Origin of the sequence: Peptostreptococcus stomatis DSM 17678, assembly GCF_000147675.1 — a bacterium.
Classification (GTDB): domain Bacteria; phylum Bacillota; class Clostridia; order Peptostreptococcales; family Peptostreptococcaceae; genus Peptostreptococcus; species Peptostreptococcus stomatis.
The window spans coordinates 77,655-97,447 of the sequence record NZ_ADGQ01000050.1 but is presented as its reverse complement, the minus strand read 5'-3'; the positions used below and the strand labels follow the sequence as shown (position 1 = coordinate 97,447).

Annotated in this window: 16 protein-coding genes; 15 read left to right on the top strand and 1 reads right to left on the bottom strand. The window is 34.9% G+C overall.

Going from position 1 to position 19,793, the window contains the following annotated elements; translation table 11 throughout:
• Nucleotides 1–147 precede the first annotated feature (147 nt).
• From HMPREF0634_RS04665 to HMPREF0634_RS04610, 12 genes are all read left to right on the top strand, one after another.
• Nucleotides 148–723 carry a recombinase family protein gene (locus HMPREF0634_RS04665; RefSeq protein ID WP_243440509.1) on the top strand — a complete coding sequence of 192 codons (576 nt, stop codon included), beginning with the start codon at nt 148–150 and terminating at the stop codon, nt 721–723.
• A 207-nt stretch (nt 724–930) separates the two neighbouring features.
• A complete protein-coding gene (locus HMPREF0634_RS04660) occupies nt 931–3,390 on the top strand; it encodes an ABC transporter permease (protein WP_007789369.1) in 2,460 nt (819 codons plus the stop codon).
• A 47-nt stretch (nt 3,391–3,437) separates the two neighbouring features.
• Nucleotides 3,438–4,118: an ABC transporter ATP-binding protein gene (locus tag HMPREF0634_RS04655; protein ID WP_007789373.1), complete on the top strand. Its 681-nt coding sequence runs from the start codon at nt 3,438–3,440 to the stop codon at nt 4,116–4,118.
• A 295-nt stretch (nt 4,119–4,413) separates the two neighbouring features.
• Entirely contained in the window at nt 4,414–5,016 is a 603-nt protein-coding gene (locus HMPREF0634_RS04650) for an NUDIX hydrolase (RefSeq protein WP_007789416.1), read from the top strand.
• 212 nt (nt 5,017–5,228) lie between these two features.
• Entirely contained in the window at nt 5,229–5,519 is a 291-nt protein-coding gene (locus tag HMPREF0634_RS04645; RefSeq protein ID WP_007789455.1) for an MTH1187 family thiamine-binding protein, read from the top strand.
• Nucleotides 5,494–6,255 carry an ABC transporter permease gene (locus tag HMPREF0634_RS04640; RefSeq protein WP_007789367.1) on the top strand — a complete coding sequence of 254 codons (762 nt, stop codon included), beginning with the start codon at nt 5,494–5,496 and terminating at the stop codon, nt 6,253–6,255. Before HMPREF0634_RS04645 ends, HMPREF0634_RS04640 begins: the two co-directional genes overlap by 26 nt.
• Nucleotides 6,256–6,257: 2 nt before the next feature.
• Complete coding sequence (locus HMPREF0634_RS04635) at nt 6,258–7,280, top strand: ABC transporter substrate-binding protein (protein ID WP_007789393.1); 1,023 nt, start codon at nt 6,258–6,260, stop codon at nt 7,278–7,280.
• Nucleotides 7,255–7,980, top strand: a complete 726-nt coding sequence (locus tag HMPREF0634_RS04630) for an ABC transporter ATP-binding protein (protein WP_007789426.1) — start codon at nt 7,255–7,257, stop codon at nt 7,978–7,980. The genes HMPREF0634_RS04635 and HMPREF0634_RS04630 overlap by 26 nt, the downstream gene beginning before the upstream one ends.
• A gap of 188 nt (nt 7,981–8,168) precedes the next feature.
• On the top strand, nt 8,169–10,811 hold the full coding sequence (gene mutS, locus HMPREF0634_RS04625; RefSeq protein ID WP_007789428.1) for a DNA mismatch repair protein MutS: 2,643 nt from the start codon (nt 8,169–8,171) through the stop codon (nt 10,809–10,811).
• A gap of 9 nt (nt 10,812–10,820) precedes the next feature.
• Nucleotides 10,821–12,881 carry a DNA mismatch repair endonuclease MutL gene (gene mutL, locus HMPREF0634_RS04620; RefSeq protein ID WP_007789434.1) on the top strand — a complete coding sequence of 687 codons (2,061 nt, stop codon included), beginning with the start codon at nt 10,821–10,823 and terminating at the stop codon, nt 12,879–12,881.
• A 25-nt stretch (nt 12,882–12,906) separates the two neighbouring features.
• Complete coding sequence (gene miaA / locus HMPREF0634_RS04615) at nt 12,907–13,863, top strand: tRNA (adenosine(37)-N6)-dimethylallyltransferase MiaA (protein ID WP_007789337.1); 957 nt, start codon at nt 12,907–12,909, stop codon at nt 13,861–13,863.
• Complete coding sequence (locus HMPREF0634_RS04610) at nt 13,863–15,137, top strand: methionine gamma-lyase family protein (RefSeq protein WP_007789371.1); 1,275 nt, start codon at nt 13,863–13,865, stop codon at nt 15,135–15,137. Before miaA ends, HMPREF0634_RS04610 begins: the two co-directional genes overlap by 1 nt.
• A gap of 195 nt (nt 15,138–15,332) precedes the next feature.
• Here HMPREF0634_RS04610 and HMPREF0634_RS04605 read toward each other — a convergent pair whose 3' ends face one another.
• On the bottom strand, nt 15,333–15,830 hold the full coding sequence (locus HMPREF0634_RS04605; RefSeq protein WP_007789386.1) for a prolyl-tRNA synthetase associated domain-containing protein: 498 nt from the start codon (nt 15,828–15,830) through the stop codon (nt 15,333–15,335).
• A gap of 678 nt (nt 15,831–16,508) precedes the next feature.
• Here HMPREF0634_RS04605 and nrdD point away from each other — a divergent pair.
• From nrdD to HMPREF0634_RS04590, 3 genes are all read left to right on the top strand, one after another.
• On the top strand, nt 16,509–18,629 hold the full coding sequence (gene nrdD, locus HMPREF0634_RS04600) for an anaerobic ribonucleoside-triphosphate reductase (RefSeq protein ID WP_007789363.1): 2,121 nt from the start codon (nt 16,509–16,511) through the stop codon (nt 18,627–18,629).
• A gap of 97 nt (nt 18,630–18,726) precedes the next feature.
• Nucleotides 18,727–19,230, top strand: a complete 504-nt coding sequence (nrdG, locus tag HMPREF0634_RS04595; RefSeq protein ID WP_007789447.1) for an anaerobic ribonucleoside-triphosphate reductase activating protein — start codon at nt 18,727–18,729, stop codon at nt 19,228–19,230.
• A gap of 151 nt (nt 19,231–19,381) precedes the next feature.
• Complete coding sequence (locus HMPREF0634_RS04590; protein ID WP_007789380.1) at nt 19,382–19,699, top strand: hypothetical protein; 318 nt, start codon at nt 19,382–19,384, stop codon at nt 19,697–19,699.
• Nucleotides 19,700–19,793 lie beyond the last annotated feature (94 nt).

Below are 19,793 nucleotides of genomic sequence, written 5' to 3'. Positions count from 1 at the left end.
TTTCCAACATCTCATTAGTAATATTCAAAAATATTTTTCAATTTTTGAATATTACTAATTGTATTTTATGGCTAAAGTATGTTATAATGATTTTGTTAGGATATGGCAGGAAAAAATCATAAGTTATGAACATGAATATCAAAGGAGGTGTGGCACTTGATTTATGGTTACTGTAGGGCAACTACAAGCAAACAAATAGAACTCGGTTATTTGGAAGAGCAAGAAGATCTTATAAAAGAGAGATACTATGAAAGCATTATATTCAAAGAGTCCTCACTTGATATGAATGTGAAGCCAGAATTTGAAAAGATTATAAATTTATTGAATCCAGAAGACATACTAGTGGTTACTCAATTAGATAGGTTTGCCACTTCTATTGGTGATGCTGTTGATATTATAGCTTCTATAAGGGGTAAGCAGGCATCTATTCATATTCTAAATATAGGACTTATTGATTTTTCTGTTTTGGGAAATATCCTATTCAAGACTTTGTGTGCTGTAAATAACTTTGATAAGGCACTATTGGTAGAAAGAATCCAGTCAGGTAAGAACAAGGCCAAAAAGACGAGTGGCTTTAAAGAGGGTAGGCCTAAAAAATTCAGCCAGGACCAAATTGAGGAAGCTTTAGAAATGCTAAATTCTTATTCATATAAGAAGGTAGAAGAATTAACTGGTATATCTAAGAGTACCCTTATAAGAGCTAAGAAACAGGCAATAAAATAGGCTTTTAAAGGAATCATTTTATTAATATGAATTTACATGGACTAATTTGTGGTTTATACCATAGTTAGTCTATTTTTTTATACATATACTTCTCTGTATAATTAATATATAGCATTATTGCTTTTATATAATATTTATATTATAATAATAACGAGTATTAAATTTTCAAGTCATTAATAATATATCTACTTTTTGGGGAGGTCAATTATGATAGCAAAATTATCCTTTAACTACTTAATCAAGAATTTTAAAAGAAGTCTTGTCTTAGTAATATGCATAGCATCCGTCTGTTCTTTCGTGGCATCAAAATCATTAGTGGAAAAAAATTCAACCTATAATAAAATGTTAGAAGTTCATAGTCTTTATGCTGGCTATGATGCTAAGTTTTACGGTGCTAATGTAGATAATATAAAAAAAATGGAAAATATTGATGGAGTCAAAAAACTAATCTATACATATGAATTAGGTAATATCACATACAAAAATGGTGTGGATATTAGTTTATATAACTACAGTGACGAATACTATAAATTAAATCGATTCAAGTTGTTAGAGGGTAGGTTACCTCAAAATGAGAATGAAATAGCAATAGAAAAAAGGGCCTTAAAGGAAATTAATAAAAACTTCAAACTAAAGCAGGAAATTGATTTTTTAAAAATAACAAAAAACAAGTCAAACTCCCAATATGATATCTCATCCAAAAATATTAAATATAGACTTGTAGGTATTATCGATAGAAATCAAAAATACTATGAAAATGAATATAAACTTACAGGATTTACAAGAAGTCATAATTCTAAGTCTTATCATGGTTTCCTTGCCTTTGCTCAAAATGCTGATAAAAGAAGCATTTATGAACAAATCAGGCAAAAGAGTGGCCTTAATGATGAAAACTTAAGGTATAATGAACAATTATCAATGGCTCAAGGTGAATACAAGGAGACTAGGCAGTTTTCTAACTTCAAGGAAGTACTCATGGTTTTAATTATATCACTACTCTTGATATTAAACATATTTAATATATTTACTTCCTCTTTTATAAAAGAGATTGGTGAATTAAAAATACTAGGGGCTTCCAAAAGAGATCTTATTAAATTGTTCCTTATACAATTTACATCTATATGGCTATGTGGTTATTTATTGGGAATTATATCTGCCACGCTATTGTCTAAATTAATAGTTGAAAACTATATATTTAAGAACTTTGTAAATGCTCGATTTATTTTTTCTCTTGAAGATGTAATATACCCACTTATCATAACATTCTTTATTGTGATGCTTTCTTCCTTATCGCCAATATTTATTGGGTCTAGGAAGAGTGGACTAGAGTGTATAAACGAAAATTATAGGAGGAAAGCCTATATATCAATTAGCACAAAAAACATTTATATCAAGAACTTTATCAATATGTTTTTGAGAAATATATCAAACATCTTGATTGTAGTAATCTCATTTTCAATTTTAGGTGGCATGTATTTTGAAACAACTTTTAGAATGACAAATAACTTTAATGTAATAGATATGCAACAAAATAATTTATTTATAAATGACATGATACTTTCACCAAACTTAATTGACACTAATATAGGACTTTCAAGCTTTAGTAAGAATGACTTTGATTCAGTCAAAATTTCTGGAAAATATACCATGGTCAATTATAAAAAAGAGATACCTTATTCATATATATCTTTGGATAGGGGACAAATTACTAAGGACTACTATACAGCCCAAAATTTTTCAGGTGAAACTTTAGATATGCCAATTACCTTGAAAGCCTATAGCCAAAATATGTATTCTTCAATAAATAAATATTTAGAAAATGGTTCAATAGAAAAAATCAATGATGAAAGAGGAGATTATATACCTGCCTTAATTACAGACAAATACTATGATATGAATAGTGGTGAAAACAGAAAAGTTTTTTCTAATCCAGTCAAATTGAATAATATTTATAAAATCAAGCTTTTCTCTATAGTAAATGGTCAAGTAAAGAGATATGATAAGAAGATAAAGGTGGTCGGATTGATTAATGAAGACTGGCTATTCAAAGGAAATAGCAATTTTGGGTATAATCCAGAAGTAATTATTTCATCTAAACATATAGATAAGTTAGGTATGGAAAATAGGTATAGCCAAATAGGCCTTATTAATGAAAAAGGCTACTCTGAACAAAACAGGAAAATATTAGACAAAAAATATAGCAGTGATAGGTACACAGTGTTTGATATAAATTCTTATACTAAGAGAAATAAAGTTAATGAAAATGTATATTTGAAAGAAAAATTGAGTCAAATAGGAATTTTACTTGTACTTACTATGATTAATTTAATACTTATGATAAGGTCTAATATAATAAAGAGGGCAGATGAATTTGCAATAATGCGAGCATTAGGAATGACATTAAAAGAAAAGTATAAGTGGATTATATTAGATAACTTAATAATAGCTCTTGTTGCAATAATAATAAATATAATATCAGCAGTATTTATTTATTATAACAATTCATCTAAACTGAATCAATTGTATATGGATATATATAGTAAAGCTCTATTTATATTTAATATACCATTTAAAGAAATGAGTATATATATTTTGGTAGTATTTATTTCAATGGTATTAGGAATCTTATTATCGAAGAAGTTAATAAAATATAATGAACAAATATAAGTTTATGGAAAATATATTAAAAGTATTATTTAAGTGAGGTAAAGAAGATGAAATTATTTGCAGGAAAAGGGATAAAAAAATATTATGGAAAAAAGGATAGTTTAGTAAAGGCAGTCGATGGAATAACACTTGAAATTGAAAACGGAAAATTTACAGCAATAATTGGTACTAGTGGTTCAGGAAAAAGTACCCTTCTTCATTGCATGGGTGGTTTAGACAAACCTACAGAAGGAGAAGTCATTTTAGGAAATAAAAATATATATAGTTTAAATGACGATGAATTGTCAAAGATTAGAAGGCAGGAATTTGGATTTATATTTCAAAGTTTCAATCTAATACCTGTACTTAATGTATATGATAATATAATACTTCCAATTCAATTAGATGGGAAAAAGGAAGATAAAGAATATATCATGAATATAATAAAAAAAGTTGGTTTAGAGGATCAGCTAAAAAAATTCCCAAATGAATTATCCGGTGGACAACAGCAAAGGGTAGCAATTGCTAGAGCATTATCTAATAAACCAACAGTAATATTTGCTGATGAACCAACAGGAAACTTGGATAGTAAGACAACAAAAGAAGTGATGAACTTACTTAAAAGTACAGTAAATGACTTTAATCAAACATTAGTTATGATAACTCATGATGAAAATATAGCTAAACAAGCAGATAGAGTTATAACAATAAGTGACGGAAAAATAATTAAAGATGAAAGAAAATCATAATAAAGCAAAAATATCTTAAAAGATCTGACTTTTTTATAATAAGACTTAAATGTATTATTTCACAATTAACAACTACAATATTGGTATACTAAATGCGAAAGATATTAAGTTCACACATCTTTCGCATTTTAGTATACAATTATATACAGAAAATTTTTATACAATATATTTTTTCATGGATTATTTAGTAGTTGCACTTGAAAAATATTATTATAATACCTTATACTGGGTATATAATCTGTATCTTAATGTTTAGGATTTAAGGTTATAATTTTCTAGGAAAGGAGGAAGTTCAATGTTTGATTTAAATAAAATATTCAAAGACAGAGAACCTGGCTTTATAGGCATTAAAAATAAGACCTACTCCATTGTCGTACCTGTAATAGACATAGATGGTGACCAACACCTTATATTCCAGGTAAGAAACAAGAAGCTAAATGTCCAACCAGGAGAGATATCTTTCCCAGGAGGGCAAGTAGAAGATGGAGAGTCTCCTTATGATGCAGCAATTAGAGAGTTTTCTGAAGAAATGGCCTGTGGTCCAGACCAGGTAAATATAATTACCAAGTTGGATACCTATGTCTTACCTGCAAGAGGCTTGATTCATTGTTTTTTGGCTGAAATAGACAAGAATTTCAAGCTTGACATAAGAAATGATGAAGTGGAGTCCTTATTTACTGTACCAATCAGATATTTCCTGGATAACGAACCTCTTGTGCTTAAAAATACAGTTCGTATTGAGCCAAGCAAGGACTTCCCATACGAGGAAATGAATATACCTAAGTCTTATTATTGGGGTTCTTTTAAGTATCCTATATCTTTTTATAAGATAGGGGAGACGGTAATATGGGGTATTACAGCTAACATTGTAAACAATTTTTCAAAAAAACTGATATAACTATTCTTTAACCTATACATGTGATATAATCATAGTGTAGGGTATATCAAATAGGAATAGGTATAAACTACTAAAGAAAGAAAATTTAAAAGGGGAGCTTTTGCTGAGAGGAATGATTTCGACCCTTAGACCCATTGGATAATGCCAGTGTTGGAATTTTTTGTCTCACACTAGTGAGACTTTTTTTATTATATAAAAAGGAGATGATAGTTATGGTATTAGGAGATATAGCAGTTATGCCTTTAAGGCCCTATGGGACTGAAGAAGAGATGTATAAAGTTGTAGACGAGTGTATAGACCTTATAAAGAAGAGTGGGCTTAAGTATGAAATTGGGGCAAATTCTACAACTGTAGAGGGGGACCTTGATAGGGTATTTGACTTAGCAAAGAAAGTCCACCTTGTTCCATTTGAACTTGGTTGTGAAAGGGTTATAACAATATTTAGAGTAGATCAGAAAAAGGGTGGATTATCTATTGATGAAAAACTTAAACACCACAGATAGGATAAAGAATATTGCCTACCCACTGGCAACTTTTATTGGGCTGATAATTTTATGGGAATTGGCTGTAGATAGGTTTTCTATACCTTCCTATATACTACCTAGTCCAAGGGATATTTATTTAGAGTTTGTAAATGATTGGCAAGTTTTGGCCATGCACAGTAGGGTAACCCTGGAGGAAACAGTAATCGGTCTATCCCTGTCAGTCCTTATTTCCCTATTTATAGGTATGATTATGGACTTTGTGCCTTTTATTAAAAAATGTTTCCATCCAATCATGTATGTGACTCAGATGATACCAACTATAACAATAGCACCACTCCTGGTTATTTGGTTTGGTTTTGGAATCAAGTCAAAGGTTATATGTGTTATCTTAACCTGCTTTTTCCCAATGTTGATCAATTTCATGGATGGTATGGACAGTATAGACAGGGACCTAATCAATTTATTTAAAATTATGAAGGCCAAGAGGTTAGATACATTTATCCACTTGAAATTCCCTATGGCCATGGATAAGTTTTTTACTGGTCTAAAAATTTCATCTACCTATGCCTTTATAGCAGCAACAGTTGCAGAGTGGTTGGGTGGTAGTGCAGGCCTGGGTGTATATATGGTAAGGGCCAAATCTTCATACGCCCTAGACAAGGTATTTGCCTGTACTATATTAGTTGTTTTGTTTAGTTTATTATTTGTAGGACTTATTTCAATATTAAAAAAAGTATTTATTAAATGGAGGTAAATATGAAAGCAAAGAAAATTTTATCATTGGCCTTTGTAGGTATGCTAGCCATAGCCAGTTTATCTGCTTGTACGGGCGACAAGAATTCATCTAATGGAGGGGTTGGTGACAAGCTAGAAAAGGTTACTTTAGTTCTTGACTATACACCTAATACTAACCATACAGGTATATATTTAGCCAAGGAAAAGGGCTATTACAAGGACCAGGGTATTGACCTAGAAATTATTCAGCCATCCGACAGTGATTCAGCAACCCTAGTTGCAAGCGATAAGGCCCAGTTTGGTGTCAGCTACCAGGAAGACGTAACCTATGCCCTAACAAGGGAAAAAGACCCTCTTCCAGTAAAGGCTGTAGCTACGATTATCCAGCATAATACATCTGGTTTTGCAGCTCCAGTAGAAAAGAATATTAAGACTGCCAAGGACTTTGAAGGAAAAACATACGGTGGTTGGGGATCTCCATCTGAGGAGGCCATTATAAAACTTGCCATGGAAAAGAAGGGGGCAGACTTTAGTAAGTTAAATAGGGTAGATATAGGTCAGGACGACTACTTTACTGCCACTAAGAAAAATATAGACTTTGCCTGGGTATTCGAGGCATGGACAGGTGTAGAGGCCAAGTTAAAGAAGATAAACCTAGACTATATACCTATTAGGGATATAGATCCTGCCCTAGATTACTATACACCAGTATTAATAGCAAATAATAAGACTATAAAGGAAAAACCTGATTTAGTTAAAAAGTTTATGACTGCCACAAGCAAGGGTTATGAAGAGGCTATAAAGGACCCTAGTGGTGCAGCAGATATACTTTCCAAGGCTGTTCCAGAACTTGACAAGAACCTAGTAAAGGCCAGCCAGGACTACTTGGCTAAACTATACCAAGACGATGCTCCTAGGTGGGGTGAAATGAAGGCTGATGTATGGAAGAACTATGCCAAGTTCATGCAGGACAATGGCCTAATTAAAAAAGCATTAAATGTTGATGAGGCTTTCACAAATGAATTCTTACCAGAAAAAAAGTAAAGTAGTTTTTGAAAATATTAATAGGTACTATGGTCAAACAAAAATTTTAGATGATATCAACCTCCATATAAAGGAGGGGGAGTTAGTTGCCATAGTAGGGCCTAGTGGGTGTGGAAAGTCTACTATCTTTAATATAATGTCAGGCCTGATAGAACCATCTTCAGGTAACTTTAGTATAGATGGTAAACTCAGCTATATGTACCAAAAAGACCTCTTATTGCCATATAAGAATATCCTGGACAATGTTGCCCTTCCTATGATCATAGAGGGCCAGTCAAAGAGCGTAGCCAGGGAAACTGTAAAACCATATTTCAAGACCTTTGAACTAGAAGGCTATGAGATGATGTATCCTCATGAGCTCTCAGGCGGTATGAGACAGAGGGCAAACTTTATGAGGACCTACTTTTCATCCAATGATATAATGCTTTTGGATGAACCATTTGGTGCTTTGGATTCTATAACAAAGGCTTCTATACAAGACTGGTTTTTAAAGGTTAGGAAAAAGACTAACTCAACTATATTTCTGATAACCCATGATATAGATGAGGCCATCCATCTGGCTGATAGGATTTATGTAATGTCAAACAAGCCAGCCCATGTAAAAGAGGAAATTTTACTTTATCCCAACCATATTGATAAGGCTGATATAGGTCAAATAGCCAGGGTGAAGGCCCACATTATGGACCTGATCAGAAGTTAGGACCTACTATACTCAATACATGACTATTATATATTTATAAACTTATATAAAAAAATTAAATAATATTTCAAGACCAACCTCAAAAGAGTATTAGGAACCTAATTTTCTATCCTTTAGAGGTTGGTTTTTTGTCAAGCCTTATAGAAATATGGTATAATTAAATATTGAGAAATAAGACGGAGGTAGTCATGAATATAGATAGAGAAAAACTTTCACCCATGATGAAAAAATACTTAGAAACAAAGGATGAATATCCTGATTGTATTCTTTTTTATAGATTAGGCGACTTTTATGAAATGTTCTTTGACGATGCCCTCTTGGCATCTAGGATATTAGATATTGCCCTTACAGGTAAGGCTTGTGGTCTTGAAGAAAGGGCTCCTATGTGTGGCGTTCCATATCATTCTGCATCATCATACCTAACAAGGCTTGTAGAGGCTGGTTATAAGGTGGCTATAGGGGAGCAGGTAGAAGATCCTGCTACTGCCAAGGGACTAGTAAAAAGAGAAGTTGTCAAGATAGTTACACCGGGAACCCTATTAGAAGATGATTCTCTAGAAAAAACTTCTAATAATTACTTGATGGCCATATACTATCAGGGCCAGGATGCTTCAATAGCCTATGTAGATATTAGCACAGGAGAACTAAATACAAGCCTGATATCCCTAGATGGAGTAAAAAATGAGGTTGCTAAAATTCTTCCAAGAGAGATACTATCAAATAGTCCAGACCTTTTAGGTTCTCTAGCCAGCCTATCTGATATGGCAAATATCTACCTAAACGAAGACTTTGATATCAGCCTTTTAGACAAGACGGTCATATATGATAGGTTTGAACCGGCCTATCTTGATAAGCTAGGTTTGGACAAGGATAACTTGATCCTATATTCACTGGCAATTATCTTGAATTACATCAGTAAGACCCAGATGATGAATGAGACTAACCTCAATACCATAAATATATACCAGTCAGGTGACTATATGGCTCTGGACTTATTTACCCGTATAAACTTGGAGTTGACCAAGACTATTAGGACCAGCAAGAAAAAGGGGAGCCTACTCCAGGTACTGGATGCAACATCTACACCTATGGGGGCCAGAATGTTAAAAAAACATATAGAGCAACCCCTTATAAAAAAGGATATGATAGACCACCGTCTGAACATTACCCATGAAATTAAGGATGACTATATACTTAGAGATGAGTTAAAAACATCAGTATCTTCAATATTTGACCTGGAGAGAATTTGTGCAAAAATAGCCTATGATAGGGTATCTCCCAAGGACCTGGTAAACCTAAAAAACAGCCTTCAAGTCCTACCTTATATTGTGGATACAATATCAAATTCCAAGGCTTCTGGTCTTAAAGACTTTATAGGTAGCTTAGACTGCCTAAAAGACATCTACATCCTAATAAAGGATTCTATAAAGGATGAACCTTCAACAGGTATTAAGGACGGAAATATTATTAAAGAAGCCTATTCCCATGAGCTTGACCAACTAAGGGATATATCTCAAAATGGGGCTTTTATGATTAGGGATATAGAGCAGAGAGAAAGAGAAAAGACTGGGGCAAAGTCTCTTAAAATTGGATATAATAAGGTCTTTGGCTACTATATAGAAATAACCAAGGCCAGCCTATTACAGATAGATATAGACGATTCCTATATAAGAAAGCAGACCCTGGTAAATGCTGAAAGGTTTATAACACCAGAGTTAAAGGAAATAGAAGATAAGATACTCAATGCTGAAGACAAAATCAAGGCTATGGAGTATGAATTCTTCAAGAATATTAGCAGGCAAGTATATCAAAATATAGACAGGATACAGATTGTAGCATCAAAAATTGCCCAGTTAGACCTCTATATATCAAATGCCATTATAGCTAATAAGTATAACTATGTAAGACCAAATATAAATCAAAATGGTGTACTGGCTATAGAAGGTGGACGTCACCCAGTTATAGAGCAGATTATAGGAGAAGAAAACTTTATAAATAATGATACGGACATAGGATATGATAATATGATTAATATTATTACAGGGCCAAATATGTCAGGTAAGTCAACATATATGAGGCAGGTGGCCTTGATTACCTTAATGGCCCATATAGGTTCTTTTGTACCTGCAACATATGCAAATATACCTATAGTAGACCGTATTTTTACCAGGGTAGGGGCAAGTGATGACCTAGCCCAGGGCCAGTCTACCTTTATGGTGGAAATGGATGAAGTTAGCCAGATACTGTCAAACGCTAGTAGTGATAGCTTAATTATCCTGGATGAAATAGGTAGGGGGACTAGTACCTATGATGGTATATCCCTAGCCTGGTCAATAGTAGAATACATATACAAGAGGATAGGGGCCAAGACTCTCTTCGCTACCCACTACCATGAATTGACTGACCTGGAGGACAAGTACCCTAGGATAAAGAATTATTCAGTAGCGGTTCAAGAAGAGGGGGACGATATAGTATTTTTAAGGAAAATAATAGCAGGAGCTGCCGATAGGAGCTATGGTATCTATGTTGCTAAATTGGCTAAGTTACCTGGCCAGGTAATAGAAAGGGCTGACCAAATACTTGTAGAACTTGAAAAGAACCATATAGAAAACTCAGCTAGTATTGACCAATCAAGGGAGAAAAATATACAACTTAGCTTTGACATGGTCGTAAATCAAGCTCAAAATAAAGAGATTGAAGAAAAAAATAAAGTCTATAAAAAATTTATAGGTCAAGTCCTGGATATAGATATAATGAATTCTACACCTATGGACATTATGAATACAATGTACGAATTGAAGAAAGAAGCAGAAAAAATAAGTAAGAACTAGGAGGTGGCTATGACTAGGATAAATATATTAGATGATTCTACTATTAATAAAATCGCTGCTGGTGAAGTCATAGAAAGACCTTCATCTATTATAAAGGAAGTTGTCGAAAACTCACTGGATGCTGGTGCAAAAAACATCACCATACAAATTGAAAATGCTGGCAAGGATATGATCAAGGTCATAGACGATGGGGCTGGTATTGAGGCTGATGATATAAACAAGGCCTTTTTGAGGCATGCTACCAGCAAGATTAGGAGGGCAGAGGACCTTTCTAACCTCCACTCCCTGGGTTTTAGGGGGGAGGCTTTGGCATCTATAGCTGCCATATCCAAGGTAGACATGGTAACGAAGACCGAGGATGCCCTTATGGGTACAAGAATACTTATAAATGGTGGTAAAATCGAATCTAAAAACCCTATTGGGGCAAACAGGGGTACCCAACTAATAGTTAAAGACCTCTTCTACAATGTACCGGCCAGGAGGAAGTTTTTAAAGTCCAACCATGCCGAGATTATAAATATTACCGACCTGGTAAATAAATTGGCTATTGGAAATCCCGGTGTCAGCATAAAATACATAAATAATGGAAAAACTATATTTGAAACTATTGGCGATTCAAACCTATATAATGCCATACGTATGATTTATGGAAAGGATACAAGCGATCACCTTATAAAGATAGACTACCAATCTAGCTATTACAAGATTGACGGTTATATAGCCAACAACAACGTATATAGGTCAAATAGGAACAACCAATTAATATTTATAAATGGTAGGTATGTAAAGAGTCCTAATATAATGAATGCTATTAATAGCGCCTACAAGGACATCATACCTATAAATAAATACCCAGTCTATTTTATTAACCTTGAAATAGACCCAGGTAAAATAGATGTAAATATCCATCCTAGCAAGCTTGAAGTCAAGTTTGACAATGAGGGTCCTATACTAGAGGACCTGGGTGATTATGTAAGGGGGACCCTACTTAAAAATAGTCTGATTGGTAGGTATAGATCCAAGGATAGGCCAGCTAAGACCTATGAATCAAATGAGACCTTTAGGTCTTTTGACTCTTTTTCCTACTCTAAAAATGAACAAAAGGAAAATTCAGACCTAGTAAGGGAAAATGGTAAGTCGGCCTTTATAAGTGAAGATGATAGTGGTAAGCCTGGCCATATAGATTGTAAAAACTCTATCCAGGAGGTAGGTGATAAGGTTGCTTCATATCCTGACAAAGGCCTTGCTAGGGCAGACCAGGTGGTTAGTCTTGAAGACTTAAAGTCACTAGAGGACCTAGGTTTGGATAGACTAGGCCAAGATGGTAAGAATTCCAGTTTAAAAAAGTTGGACCAGACTCCAAGCGACCTTGATAATAAGCAACTTGACCTAAAAGTAAGTCAAGGGGCTCATATTCAAAATAAGGGCCAAGACCAACAACTTTCTTTTATGGAAGGGGCTACTTCTACCAGACCAGAATTTGAGGGTTTAAACTATATAGGCATCGTATTCAATACTTATATTCTTTTCTCTAAGTCTGACCAATTATATATGATGGACCAACATGCAGCCCATGAAAGGGTAAGGTTTGAAATGTATATGAAGTCTTTCAAATCTGACTCAATCAGGATCCAATACCTGCTAGACCCTATTATCATGGACCTATCTCCAACAGACATGGAAGTGGCTATCAGGAATATTGACCTTTTTGAAAGGTATGGTTTTATAGTTGAAGCCTTTGGTCACAAGAATATAAGTGTAAGGGGATTACCGAATACCTTTGGCAGGCCTGAATCTGAAAAGTTCATCTATGAACTTATAGACAAGTTCTTAGACCTTGACAAGTCATCAAAAAGGGATAGTATTTACGACAGCAAGTATGATCAAATAGCTGAAATGGCCTGCAAGTCTGCAATCAAGGCAAATGACAAATTAGACTATAATGAAGTAATGGCCTTGCTTGAATCGCTTAAAAAGTGTGATAATCCTTATACTTGCCCTCATGGAAGGCCTGTAATGGTATCTATGACTAAGTATGATATAGAAAAGATGTTTAAGAGAAAAATGTAGGGGCTAATCCCAGAAAGGAAGAAGTATGGAAAATAAAATACCAATACTTATACTCACAGGTCCAACTGCTGTAGGTAAGACAGACCTTTCTATAAAACTAGCCAAGATTTTAGAGGGTGAAATAATATCAGCCGATTCTATGCAAATATACAGGTATATGGATACAGGTAGTGCCAAGGTAAGGCCTGAAGAAATGGATGGGGTAGTCCACCATATGATTGATATTGTCGACCCTCAAGAAGATTTTTCTGTATCTGAATTCAAAGAAAAAGCGGAGGCTATAATAGGAGATATCCATTCAAGAGGCAAGTTCCCGATAATAACTGGTGGGACAGGCCTCTATCTGAATTCTATATTATTTGATATGGATTTTGGTCAGTCCCAGGCAGACCCGCAAATAAGGAAGGAACTTGAAGATATTTTACAGGAAAGGGGCCTTGATTACCTTTACTCACTCCTAGAGGATATATCACCTGAAACAGCCAAACGTATCCATAAAAATAATGCAAAGAGGGTCATAAGGGCCATAGAAATATTTAAATCGGGAGGAAGCCTAGGTGATTTTTCAAATGACCTGAAACCTAATGAAAAATACCAGGCTCATATTGTTGTCCTTAATAGGGATAGGTCCCACCTATACGACCGTATAAATTACAGGGTAGACCTAATGTTTGACCAAGGCCTCCTAGATGAGGTAAAAGATTTGCATGAGAGGGGCTACACTAAGGATATGACATCAATGAAGGGAATTGGCTACAAGGAAGTTCTTGACTATTTTGATGGGCTTATAAGTCTTGAAGATGCTAAAAACTCTATCAAGCAGTCATCAAGGAGGTATGCAAAAAGGCAGATTACCTGGTTTAAGAGGTATCCACATGCCCTATGGCTTAACCTAGATGAGGTCAAATCTATTGATGACCAGATAAGAATAATAAGAGAATTCGTAGCTAATCAAAGCATTGAAGAAGAAGGAGATATATGATGTTAAAAGAAACTGAAGAACTGCTACTCAGTAAGTATGGAATAGACAAGAATATATTAGACCTGTCTAAGGAAGTTGACCAAGAGATAAAGGCCCAGTTCGATAGGCTAAATGAAATAAGGGAGTACAACCAGTTAAAGGTCTTAAATGCTATGCAGGAAGCAAACCTGAGTGACAACCATTTCAATTGGACTACCGGTTATGGTTACAATGATATTGGACGTGAAAAATTAGAAGAAATCTATGCCAATGTCTTCCATGCAGAAGATGCCCTTGTAAGACCCCAGATAGTAAATGGTACACATGCCCTTTCCCTGACTGTCCAGGGTATAGTTAGGCCTGGTGATGAAATACTATCAATAACATCAGCTCCTTATGATACACTTCAGGGCGTGATAGGAATAAGGGAAGAGAAGGGATGTTTAAAGGAATTTGGGGTTACATATAAGCAGGTAGACTTCCTAGAAAATGGAGAGATTGATATTGAAGCTGCCAAGGCAGCCATTAATGAAAAAACAAGGTTAATCATGATTCAGAGGTCCAAGGGCTATGCCTGGAGAAAGTCCTTAACTATAAGGGATATTAAGGAGGCTATAGATGCTGTAAAGTCTGTAAAGCCTGACCTTATAGTCATGGTTGACAACTGCTATGGTGAATTTTTAGAAACACTTGAACCTACAGATGTGGGCGCTGATGTAATGGCAGGGTCCCTAATCAAAAACCCGGGTGGTGGTCTTGCTCTGGCTGGGGGATATATAGTAGGTAGGGCAGATATAATAGAGTTGATAGCCTATAGGTTGACTTGTCCTGGTATAGGCAAGGAATGTGGTCTTACTTTTGGAACTACAAGGGGAATTCTTCAAGGTTTGTTTATAGCCCCATATGTAGTCTCCCAGGCTATAATGGGAGCAATATTCTGTGCTAGATTATATGAAAAACTTGGCTACAAGGTAAATCCTGCCTATGATGCTGAAAGAAGTGACATAATTCAGATAGTCCAACTCCATAGTGCAGAGGAATTGATAAAGTTCTGTGAGGGTGTCCAGGCTGCTGCACCAGTTGATTCATATGTAACACCAGTACCTTGGGATATGCCTGGCTATGACGACCAGGTAATTATGGCGGCAGGTGCCTTTGTTCAAGGCTCATCAATAGAGTTGAGTGCCGATGGTCCAATTAGGCCACCTTATAATGTATACTTCCAGGGTGGGATGACCTATGACCATTCAAAGATGGGGTCATTAAAGGCCTTACAGCAGATGAATATCCTATAAGCCTCATGATACTTTAAATAAGAGCTATATGTAAGTAAGAAGTAATGAGTAAGAAGTGAATATTGAATAATAAGTAGCTAATAGGTGAATATATATTATCTATAGCAAGTATAAAAAAGCAAGAAGGGTAGTAGAACCACCCTTCTTGCTTTTTTCTTTAAGCCTATACAAGATTATTATTTTTAAGACCCTATTTTATAGGTCAATCAGATTTACTATAACCCCTATTGAGGCCAGGTATTTTTTTAAACCTTCCAGGGATATGTTAACAGTCTTATAGTTAACATTTGGGTGGAAGTTAAGTTGTTGGTCTGTAATAAGACTCCTGTCTAAAAAAAATTGAACTTCCTTATTTGTATCGTTTATTAGAGAGAAGGGATTTACTGATCCTGGTTCAAGTTTCAAGACCTTCATTAGTCTTTCAGGTGATCCAAAAGATAGTCTAGTTGACCCTATCTTTTCTCTTATATCTGTCATGTCAATTTCAGCATTGTGTTCGGCTGTTATTAGGTAGTACTTGTTACCCTTGGCATTTCTCAAAAATAAGTTTTTACACTGGATACCTGGAGCCCTATCTGCTATTTTATCCATATCTTCAGCAGTGAATAGGGGTTCGTGTTCTATTAGCTTATATTCAATGCCTAGTGAATCTAATTTATCATATACTTGCTGTTCGTTTTCTAAAATCTCCATAATGTCCCCCTTATTTGATATATATTTACTTACTGCATTATAGCATATATATAGATTATAAGCTAGCAATTATAAAAATAGATGAAAAGCTGACCCAAGCCCTCTTTGAAATGAAATTTTTCTATCACATAAACTTGTATCTATTCCCAGTTTCTTGTGTCAAAAATAGCATATTTAGTAGTTAATGAAGATACTTATCCGGTTAAGGAATCAATATATAGTGTTATATGTAAGTTAATAATAAAAATTTTCACAGTTTTTTTGCCTTAATTTATTAATTAATCTTGGTAGCATAAAGTACAAAAAGTTTAATCCTATATGTTATGATAGTAATGGTACCATAAGCAACATTATTATCTTAAGTTTGACTATTTTTCCATCATTTTCAACCCAAAATATAGTCTTGTTTTATTTTCTAAAATGTCTTATACTATATAGCGTAGACACAACATATTGTATCTATAAAAAACACCTAATCTATATGTTGTGTTTTAAAGATAACATTACACAATCTAGTAAATATCAATAATTCAAGTATACTGTATCTGTTTGTAGACTTATATTATAACTTTTAATTTGGAATTTTCGAGACAGATGGTTATACTTTTTATTTTAGGATATTGTGATAATGTGTTATAAATGAATGTCAAAGATAAAATGTGAAAGTGAGTGAATTATATGTACGCAATTAAGAGAGACGGGACTACTGTTCCTTTTGACCGATCGAAAATAAGAATAGCCATAGAAAAAGCTATGAAAAACGGTAGTGGTTTGTACCACCCTGATATAGCTGAAGCAGTTGCCAGAGACTGTGAAAATCATTTTTTAAAGCTAGATGAAACACCGACAATCTACAAGATTGAAGGTTTTGTATATGATAGGCTAATCCATTATAACCACAGCGAAACAGCCAGGGCCTATGAGGGTTACAGGGCTGTCCAGCAGTTTAAGAGACAGGTAAATACTACTGACGACTCTATACTTAAGCTGATGAGAAAATCAAATGAAGACCTTATGATGGAAAATTCAAACAAGAATGCTGTTATATGCTCAACTCAAAGGGACTTAATCGCTGGTGAAGTATCAAAGGATATAGCTAGAAGAAAACTTATACCACCACATATAGTTCAGGCCCATGATGAGGGTGCTATACACTGGCATGATATGGACTATACACTACAGCCAATATTTAACTGCTGTCTAATCAACATAGAAGACATGCTAGATAATGGTACTGTTATAAACGAAAAGATGGTAGAAAGCCCTAAGTCATTTTCTACTGCTTGTACGGTAACTACACAGATAATGGCCCAGGTTGCCAGCAACCAGTATGGTGGTCAGAGTATCACTATTAAGCACCTGGCACCTTACCTAAGGAGGACTAAGGATAAGTTCTATAATTTCTACCTAGACAAGTATAAGGATGAAGAACTAGCTGTAGATTTGGCTAATGATATGATGCTAAAGGACCTTAAGGATGGTGTTCAGACTATTAGGTACCAGTTATCAACCCTAATGACTACAAATGGTCAGGCTCCTTTTGCCACTATATATCTTGAAATTGAAGATGGCAGCGAGTATGAAGAGGAAATGGCCCTAATTTGTGAGGAAATGATCAAGCAGAGGCTAGAGGGTATGAAAAACTACAAGGGACAAAATGTAGGTGAAGCCTTTCCTAAGCTGGTTTACTTATTGGATGAAAACAACTGCCTTGAAGGAGGCAAGTATGATTATATAACTAAGATGGCAGCAGAGTGTACTGCCAAGAGACTAGTACCCGACTACCAGAGTGCTAAGATTATGAAGATGAACTATGAGGGTTGCACATTCCCACCTATGGGCTGTAGGTCCCACCTATCTCCATGGATAGATGAAAATGGAAACCACAAGTGGTATGGAAGGTTTAACCAGGGTGTTGTATCCTTAAACCTACCTCAGATAGCTATTATATCTGGTGGTAGAATGGGTCAGTTCTGGAATATACTAGACCAGAGGCTAGAACTGTGTAAGGATGCCCTACTTAGAAGGCATGAAATGCTACTAGGTACGCTTTCAGATGTATCTCCTATACATTGGCAGCACGGAGCTATAGCAAGACTTGAGAAGGGTGAAAAAATCGATCCACTACTAAAGGATGGATACTCAACTCTTTCACTGGGCTATGTTGGTATATATGAAATGGTATATGCAATGTTAGGTCTTAGTCATACTACACCTGCAGGGGAAAAATTTGCCCTAGATGTAATGAGACATATGAAGGATGCCTGCGATAGGTGGAGAAATGAAACCGGACTAGGTTTTAGTCTTTATGGAACTCCAGCAGAATCTCTTGTATATAGGTTCTGTAGGATAGACAAGGCCAGGTTTGGTGAAATAGAAGGCGTTACAGACAAGTTTTACTATACAAACTCTTACCACGTAAATGTTCTAGAAGAGATAGATGCCTTTAGTAAGCTTCAGTTCGAATCACAGTTCCACGGTATATCTACTGGTGGTTGTATATCATACATAGAAGTACCTGATATGACAAAAAATCCAGAGGCCGTAGAACAGGTAATCAACTTTATCTACCACAATATTCAGTACGCTGAAATCAATACAAAACCAGACGTGTGCTACGAGTGTGGCTACACAGGTGAAATGCAGTTGGATGAAAATCTAGATTGGTATTGCCCTTCTTGTGGTAACAGGGATAGGGATGAAATGCAGGTAATGAGACGTACTTGTGGATATATTGGAACTAACTTTTGGAACAAGGGAAGGACTCAGGAAATAGGAGATAGGGTCTTACACCTATAAGTTTTGATACCAAACATAAATATATTATATATAGATTATTGATGGCAAGAGGTTACCTTTTGCCATCTTATTCGTATCTAGTTATTAAGGAGCAAAGATGAAATACAGTAAGATAAGAAAATTAGATGTTACTAATGGCCCAGGAATCAGGGTTAGCCTTTTTGTATCTGGTTGTAGTCACAATTGTGAGGGATGTTTTAACAAGGACCAGCAAGATTTTAATTACGGTGATGACTGGACTGAAGAAACAGAGAAGTACTTCCTAGACCTTGTATCTAATCCTGTCGTTGTAGGCTTAAATATACTTGGTGGAGAGCCTCTTCAACAGACTATGGACTCATCCTTACTAGATTTACTTACAAAGGTAAATGAAATCTATCCTGACAAGGATATCTGGTTGTGGACTGGAGACCTATTTGAAGATGCCATAAAAAACCCTAAGAAATTAGCCCTGATAAAAGAGGTTGACGTCCTGATTGATGGTAGGTTTGAAATAGATAAGAGGAATATTAAACTTAAATACAGGGGGTCTGAAAACCAGAGGGTTATAGATGTCAAGGCCTCATTAGCTAGTTGTGAACCAGTGGAATATCCAATATAAGGTCTTTGATACTTGTAAAAACAAATGCAAAATAGTAATTTTTATGATATAATAGGCTTAGTTTTAAAATATATTATTGATTATTCTCATACATAAATGGATATATAGTCAATATAGATAATTAAAATAATGAAAAGTGAGGTATAAAGAAATGAAAGTAGATGCACCACAGCAGGCTATAAATGTTTTAAAGGAAATAATAGCTGAACAGGCAGACCAGCCAGCAGCAGTAAGAATGTATTTTGCTGGAGCAGCTTGTTCTGGACCATCATTTGGTTTAGCTCTAGATGAAAAGAAAGAAAGTGACGTATCCTGTATAGTTGAAGATATCGAATTTATAATGGATGCTCAGGAATACCAGGAATTCGGTGATATGCTAATCCAGGATATGAACAGTGGATTTAGAGTTATACCTGAAAAAATGAAGGATATGCAGAGCAGTTGTGGAAGTTGCTCAGGCTGTCACTAAGATTAGATTTATATATACCGTAGGCTAAAACCAGTCTACGGTATTTTTTTGCCTATTGGATATGACCATGTTATAATAAAAATATCACTAATAT